Genomic DNA, 259 nt, shown 5'->3' on the forward strand with positions numbered 1-259 from the left:
CGAGCTTCCGATTAATACCGTATTTGACAACTCAGTCTGCTTATCTGCTGATTTTCTATCTTCACTATTATTGAATGATTTGATTAAAGACAGTAATTGCTCACACACTTGTGCAGGGGTCTTATTTAAATCAGGACGCAGCACATTAATATCAGGATGATGAAGCTGGCAATATTTTTCTAACAACATCCCTTTGGTCGAGTTGGCATCACTGTCCAATCCATGGATATAAATCAAGTTCACGTATCATCTCACTTAT

General features: G+C 37.5%; 1 protein-coding gene. It reads right to left on the minus strand.

The window, feature by feature from the left end:
* Positions 1-243, minus strand: a 243-nt coding sequence (locus tag SB725_RS32110; RefSeq protein WP_410923525.1) for a YqiA/YcfP family alpha/beta fold hydrolase, incomplete at its 3' end; no start/stop codon positions are given.
* Positions 244-259: the final 16 nt, after the last annotated feature.

This window comes from Pseudomonas sp. SIMBA_041, assembly GCF_046535095.1.
GTDB classification, from domain to species: Bacteria; Pseudomonadota; Gammaproteobacteria; order Pseudomonadales; family Pseudomonadaceae; genus Aquipseudomonas; species Aquipseudomonas mucoides.